Source organism: Streptomyces sp. SID4985, assembly GCF_009863025.1.
Classification (GTDB): domain Bacteria; phylum Actinomycetota; class Actinomycetes; order Streptomycetales; family Streptomycetaceae; genus Streptomyces.
The window spans coordinates 1-5,949 of sequence record NZ_WWIR01000046.1; the positions used below are offsets into that span (position 1 = coordinate 1).

Genomic DNA, 5,949 nt, shown 5'->3' on the forward strand with positions numbered 1-5,949 from the left:
CCGCGGGCGTGCCGGGCCTCCTCCAGGGCGCCGCGCAGCCCCTCGGCGGAGTGCACGGCGGCGCTGACGCCGAGGGTGAGGCGGCCGTCGCCGTCGAGGCCCGCCGAGAGGGCGTCCCGTACCGAGCGCAGAAGGGCGTCCGCGAGCAGCCCGGTCTCGGAGCCGTCGTGCTCGGTGGAGACGGCGGGCAGCGGTACCAGTGCCACGGCCTCGTCGCCGGTGTGCGCGACCGCCACCCGGTCGGCGGCATCGGGGCCGGTGGCCAGCGGATCGGCGAGGACCTCTTCGAGGAGCGACTGGGCGACGGGACCGCCCGCGACCGCGCCGTCCTCCCACTCGACGCGGGCCACCACCACCTGCCAGTGCGGGGCCGCCCCGAGGCCGGGCAGCAGCACCGGCGCGGCGACCCGGAGGCGGGCCGCGATCTCGGCGGGCGCGGCGCCGGACTGCACCAGCTCCAGCACCTCCTGGGCGAGGCGGCGGCGCACGGTACGGGACGCCTCGCGCCGGTCCCGCTCGACGGCTATCAGCTGGGTGACGCCCCGCAGCAGGTCGAGCCGCTCCTCGGGCCAGTCCGCGGCGTCCGCCGCCACGGCCAGCAGCCAGTCGGTGAGCACGGTCTCGCGCACGTCCGGCGCGGCCTGCGGGGTGCGTCCGGAGGAGCGGACCGGGAAGAGGGAGTACGTCGTGCCGTCGACCACGACCCGGTGCGGTCCGGGACGCCCCGCGCGGGTGGCCGCCAGATGCTCGGCGGCGAGCCGTACGAAGGTCTCCGGGTCGGGAGCCGGGCCCGCCGACTTGGGGGCCGCTATCGGGCGGCCGGTCGGCGAGAGCACCCAGGCGCGCAGGTCCAGGTCGCTGCCGAGCAGGTCGAGGACCACGTCGGGACCGCCGCCCGCCGGGCCCGAGGTCATCATCCGCCGGTGCCGGTCCACCACGGCGGCCAGGTCACCGGCCCGCTCGCCGGACACCTGCCGTACGACGTGCTCGGTGATCGTCGCGAACGCCACCGACTCGTCCACCGCGAACAGCGGCAGCCGGTGCCGGGCACAGGCCAGCACCAGGTCCTCGGGGATGTCGCGCAGCTCGGCCTCGCCCGCCGCCAGGGCCGCGACCTGGGCCTGGACCAGCAGCCGGACGAACGCCTCCGAGTCGTCGGCGTCCTTGCGCCAGGCCAGGCCCGTGAGGACCAGCTCGCCGCCGGAGAGGTAGCGGCTCGGGTCGCGCAGGTCGGTCGTCATGACCCCGCGCACCGTACGGTCCAGCTCGTCCTCGCCGCCGAGCAGCCGCAGGCCCAGCGCGTCGGTGTCCAGCAGTGCGCGCAGCCGCATCTCGTCGCCGCCATTCTTTGTCTCGAAACACTTGGTCCGTGCCGCCGGACCGTCTCCGTCTCTCCCAGGGGAAACGTTTCCGGGAGAAGGCGAAACGTTTCCGGAGGGAAACGGAGAGATTGCCGATGACCTCCGTTCATACGAATCTACAAGATGCCTGCCCTGGCCAGCCAACTCCTTCATGGTTTCCGTGACTGACCCGGGCGGCGCGGGCGGCGGTGTACTGAGAGCACTCCATGTCAAAAACACTCGAATGAATCGGCTTTGCCGACGAAGAGACGAGGAAGAGAACCGGTCATGGACTTCCTTCGCCCCGCCAGCTGGGAGGAGGCGCTCGCCGCCAAGGCCGAGCACCCCAGCGCCGTGCCGATCGCGGGCGGCACCGATGTGATGGTGGAGATCAACTTCGACCACCGCCGTCCGGAGTACCTCCTCGACCTCAACCGGGTCGGAGATCTCTACGAATGGGAGACCGGCCAGGACACCGTACGGCTGGGCGCGAGCGTCCCGTACGCGGCGATCATGCGCGGCCTGCGCGCCGAGCTGCCCGGTCTCGCACTCGCCTCGCACACCGTCGCCTCCCCGCAGATCCGCAACCGGGGCGGCGTCGGCGGCAACCTCGGCACCGCCTCCCCGGCCGGTGACGCCCACCCCGCCCTGCTCGCCGCAGGCGCCGAGGTCGAGGCGGAGTCGGCGGCCCGGGGCACCCGCATGATCCCCATCGACGCCTTCTACACCGGCGTCAAGCGCAACGCCCTCCTCCCCGACGAGCTGATCCGCGCGGTGCACATCAAGAAGGCCGACGGGCCCCAGCAGTACGCCAAGGTCGGCACCCGCAACGCCATGGTCATCGCCGTCTGCGCCTTCGGCCTCGCCCTGCACCCGGAGACCCGTACCGTGCGCACCGGCATCGGTTCGGCCGCCCCGACGCCCGTACGGGCCAGTACCGCCGAGGAGTTCGTCAACGCGGCCCTGGAGGAGGGTCGGCACTGGGACACCGGCAAGCCGCTTCCCGCCTCCCTCGTCCAGCGGTTCGCGGACCTGTGCGCGGGCGCCTGCAACCCGATCGACGACGTCCGGGGCACCGCCGGGTACCGCCGCCACGCGGTCGGCGTCCTCGCCCGCCGGACGCTCACCTGGACCTGGGAGTCCTACCGCGACACCCGCCGCGCCACCGAAGAGGGAGCCGCCTGATGCGCGTCAGCTTCACCGTCAACGGACGCCCCCAGCAGGCAGACGACGTCTGGGAGGGCGAGTCCCTGCTCTACGTCCTGCGCGAACGGCTCGGCCTGCCCGGCTCCAAGAACGCCTGCGAACAGGGCGAGTGCGGCTCCTGCACGGTCCGCCTCGACGGCGTCCCGGTCTGCTCCTGCCTGGTCGCGGCGGGCCAGGCCGAGGGCCGCGAGGTGGTCACCGTCGAGGGGCTCGCGGACCACGCCCGGCAGCGCGCGGACTGCGCCTCCGCGGCGGGTACGTGCACCTCCGGGGCGGGTACGTGCACCTCCGCGGCGGGTACGTCCCTGGAGGAGGCTCGGCGCTGGCAGCCCGGCACCGGCGGTGAACTCGCCCCGATCCAGCAGGCGTTCATCGACGCGGGCGCCGTGCAGTGCGGCTTCTGCACCCCCGGACTCCTGGTCGCCGCCGACGAGTTGCTGGAGCAGAACCCCGAACCGTCCGACGCCGACATCCGCGAGGCGCTCTCGGGCAACCTGTGCCGCTGCACCGGCTACGAGAAGATCATGGACGCGGTCCGCCTCGCCGCCGCCCGTCAGACCGAGGGGGCTTGAGATGACACCCCGCGAACTCCCCACCACCACCCGCCCGTCGGGCGCCCCCACGAAGATCACCCAGGGCTCCGGCGCCCGGGGCGGCATCGGCGAGTCCACGCTCCGCCCGGACGGAATCCTCAAGGTCACCGGCGAGTTCGCCTACTCCTCCGACCTCTGGCACGAGGACATGCTGTGGGGCCAGATCCTGCGCTCCACCGTCGCCCACGCCGAGATCGTCTCCATCGACACCACCGAGGCCCTGGCCCTGCCCGGCGTCCACGCCGTCCTCACCTACGACGACCTGCCCGCCGAGGCACGCCACTACGGCCTGGAGATCCAGGACACCCCCGTCCTCGCCCACGGCAAGGTCCGCCACCACGGCGAACCCGTCGCCGTCGTCGCCGCCGACCACCCCGAGACCGCCCGCCGCGCCGCCGCCAAGATCCGCGTGGAGTACCGGGAGTTGCCCGTCGTCACCGACTACGCCTCGGCAACGGCCCCCGACGCGCCCCTCGTTCACGAGCACCGCGACGACCACCACTTTCCCTACGTCCCGCACCCGAACATCGTCCACCGCCAGCCGATCGTGCGTGGTGACGCCCAACTGGCCTCCGAACGCGCCGACGTGATCGTCACCGGCGAGTACACCTTCGGGATGCAGGACCAGGCGTTCCTCGGCCCCGAGTCCGGGCTCGCCGTCCCCGAGGAGGACGGTGGCGTCCACCTCTACATCGCCACCCAGTGGCTCCACTCCGACCTTCACCAGATCGCCCCCGTCCTCGGGCTGCCCGAGGACAAGGTGCGGATGACCCTGGCGGGCGTCGGCGGCGCGTTCGGCGGGCGCGAGGACCTGTCGATGCAGATCCACGCCTGTCTGCTCGCCCTGCGCACCGGACGCCCGGTGAAGATCGTCTACAACCGGTTCGAGTCCTTCTTCGGCCACGTCCACCGCCACCCGGCCAAGCTGACCTACGAACACGGCGCGACCCGCGACGGCAGGCTCACCCACGTCAAGGCGCGTATCGTCCTCGACGGCGGCGCCTACGCCTCCTCCTCCCCGGCCGTGGTCGGCAACGCCGCCTCCCTCGGCGTCGGGCCGTACGAGGTGGACGACGTGGACGTGGAGGCCATCGCCCTCTACACCAACAACCCGCCCTGCGGCGCGATGCGCGGTTTCGGCGCGGTCCAGGCGTGCTTCGCCTACGAGGCCCAGATGGACAAGCTGGCCGACGCGCTCGGCATGGACCCGGTGGAGCTGCGGCAGCTGAACGCCATGGAGCAGGGCAGTGTGATGCCGACCGGGCAGATCGTCGACTCACCCGCACCGGTGGCCGAACTCCTGCGCCGCGTCAAGGCGTTGCCCATGCCGCCCGAGCGCCAGTGGGAGTCCAGCGAGGGCGCCGACGTACGCCAGCTGCCCGGCGGTCTGTCCAACACCACCCACGGCGAAGGCGTCGTACGCGGCGTCGGCTACGCGGTCGGCATCAAGAACGTGGGTTTCTCCGAGGGGTTCGACGACTACTCCACCGCGAAGGTCCGCATGGAGGTCGCCGGAGGCGCGCCCGTCGCCACCGTGCACACCGCGATGGCGGAGGTCGGCCAGGGCGGCGTCACCGTGCACGCGCAGATCGCCCGCACCGAGCTGGGTGTGAGCCAGGTCACCATCAAACCGGCCGACACCCGTGTGGGCAGCGCTGGTTCGACCTCCGCCTCCCGGCAGACATACGTCACCGGAGGCGCCGTACGCCACGCCTGCGGGCTGGTGCGCGAGAAGGTCCTCGCCATCGGGCGCCGCAAGTACGGCAGTTACCACCCGGCGTGGGCCACGGCCGAACTCCTGCTGGAGGACGGCAAGGTGGTCACCGACGGCGGGGAGGTCCTCGCCGCGCTGGCCGACGTGCTGGAGGGCGAGAGCGTCGAGGTCGAGGCGGAGTGGCGGCACCGGCCCACCCAGCCCTTCGACCGGCACACCGGACAGGGCGACGGACACGTCCAGTACTCCTTCGCCGCGCACCGCGCCGTGGTCGAGGTCGACACCGAACTCGGCCTCGTGAAGGTGATCGAGCTGGCCTGCGCCCAGGACGTCGGCAAGGCGCTCAACCCGCTCTCGGTCACCGGCCAGATCCAGGGCGGCACCGTCCAGGGCCTCGGCATCGCCGTGATGGAGGAGATCCAGGTCGACCCGGTCACCGCGAAGGTCCGCAACCCCTCCTTCACCGACTACCTCATCCCGACTATCCTCGACACCCCCACCATCCCGGTCGACGTCCTCGAACTCGCCGACAGCAACGCCCCGTACGGGCTGCGCGGCGTCGGCGAGGCACCCACGCTGTCGTCGACTCCCGCCGTGCTGGCGGCGATCCGGGCCGCGACCGGGCTCGACCTCGACCGGGTCCCGGTACGGCCCGAGCACCTGACGGGGACGGCATGAGAGCGGCGCACGGTCAGGAGGCCGACTGATGCTCGACATCGCCGAAGAGCTGGACCGGTGGATCGCACAGGGCCGCGACTTCGCCGTGGCCACGGTGGTGGGCGTCGGCGGCAGCGCCCCCCGCCCGCAGGGCGCGGCCCTCGCGGTGGACGGCGACGGCACGGCCGTCGGCTCGGTCTCCGGCGGCTGCGTCGAGGGCGCGGTCTACGACCTGTGCCGCCAGGCCCTCGCGACCGGCGAGACCGTCCTCGAACACTTCGGGTACGACGACGCGGACGCCTTCGCCGCCGGACTGACCTGCGGCGGCACCCTCGACGTCCTGGTGACCGCGGTGCGCGCCGACAGCCCCGGCCGGCCGGTGCTCGCCGCCGCGCTGGCCGCCGCCGCCCGGGGCCGTACGGCAGCGATCGCCCGGGTC

General features: G+C 73.0%; 5 protein-coding genes. 4 read left to right on the top strand and 1 reads right to left on the bottom strand.

Going from position 1 to position 5,949, the window contains the following annotated elements; translation table 11 throughout:
* On the bottom strand, nucleotides 1–1,331 hold a 1,331-nt coding region (locus GTW40_RS02145; protein ID WP_161178436.1), incomplete at its 3' end, for a PucR family transcriptional regulator ligand-binding domain-containing protein.
* 297 nt (nucleotides 1,332–1,628) lie between these two features.
* On the opposite strand from GTW40_RS02145, the gene GTW40_RS02150 reads away from it, so the two are divergent.
* The 4 genes from GTW40_RS02150 to GTW40_RS02165 form a co-directional block, all read left to right on the top strand.
* Nucleotides 1,629–2,525: an FAD binding domain-containing protein gene (locus tag GTW40_RS02150; protein ID WP_161178437.1), complete on the top strand. Its 897-nt coding sequence runs from the start codon at nucleotides 1,629–1,631 to the stop codon at nucleotides 2,523–2,525.
* Complete coding sequence (locus GTW40_RS02155; RefSeq protein WP_161178438.1) at nucleotides 2,525–3,118, top strand: (2Fe-2S)-binding protein; 594 nt, start codon at nucleotides 2,525–2,527, stop codon at nucleotides 3,116–3,118. The genes GTW40_RS02150 and GTW40_RS02155 overlap by 1 nt, the downstream gene beginning before the upstream one ends.
* A gap of 1 nt (nucleotide 3,119) precedes the next feature.
* Nucleotides 3,120–5,531, top strand: coding sequence for a xanthine dehydrogenase subunit D (gene pucD / locus GTW40_RS02160; RefSeq protein ID WP_161178439.1), 2,412 nt, complete (start codon nucleotides 3,120–3,122; stop codon nucleotides 5,529–5,531).
* Nucleotides 5,532–5,559: 28 nt separating this feature from the next.
* Nucleotides 5,560–5,949: XdhC family protein (locus tag GTW40_RS02165; RefSeq protein WP_161178440.1), on the top strand; the 390-nt coding region annotated here is incomplete at its 3' end.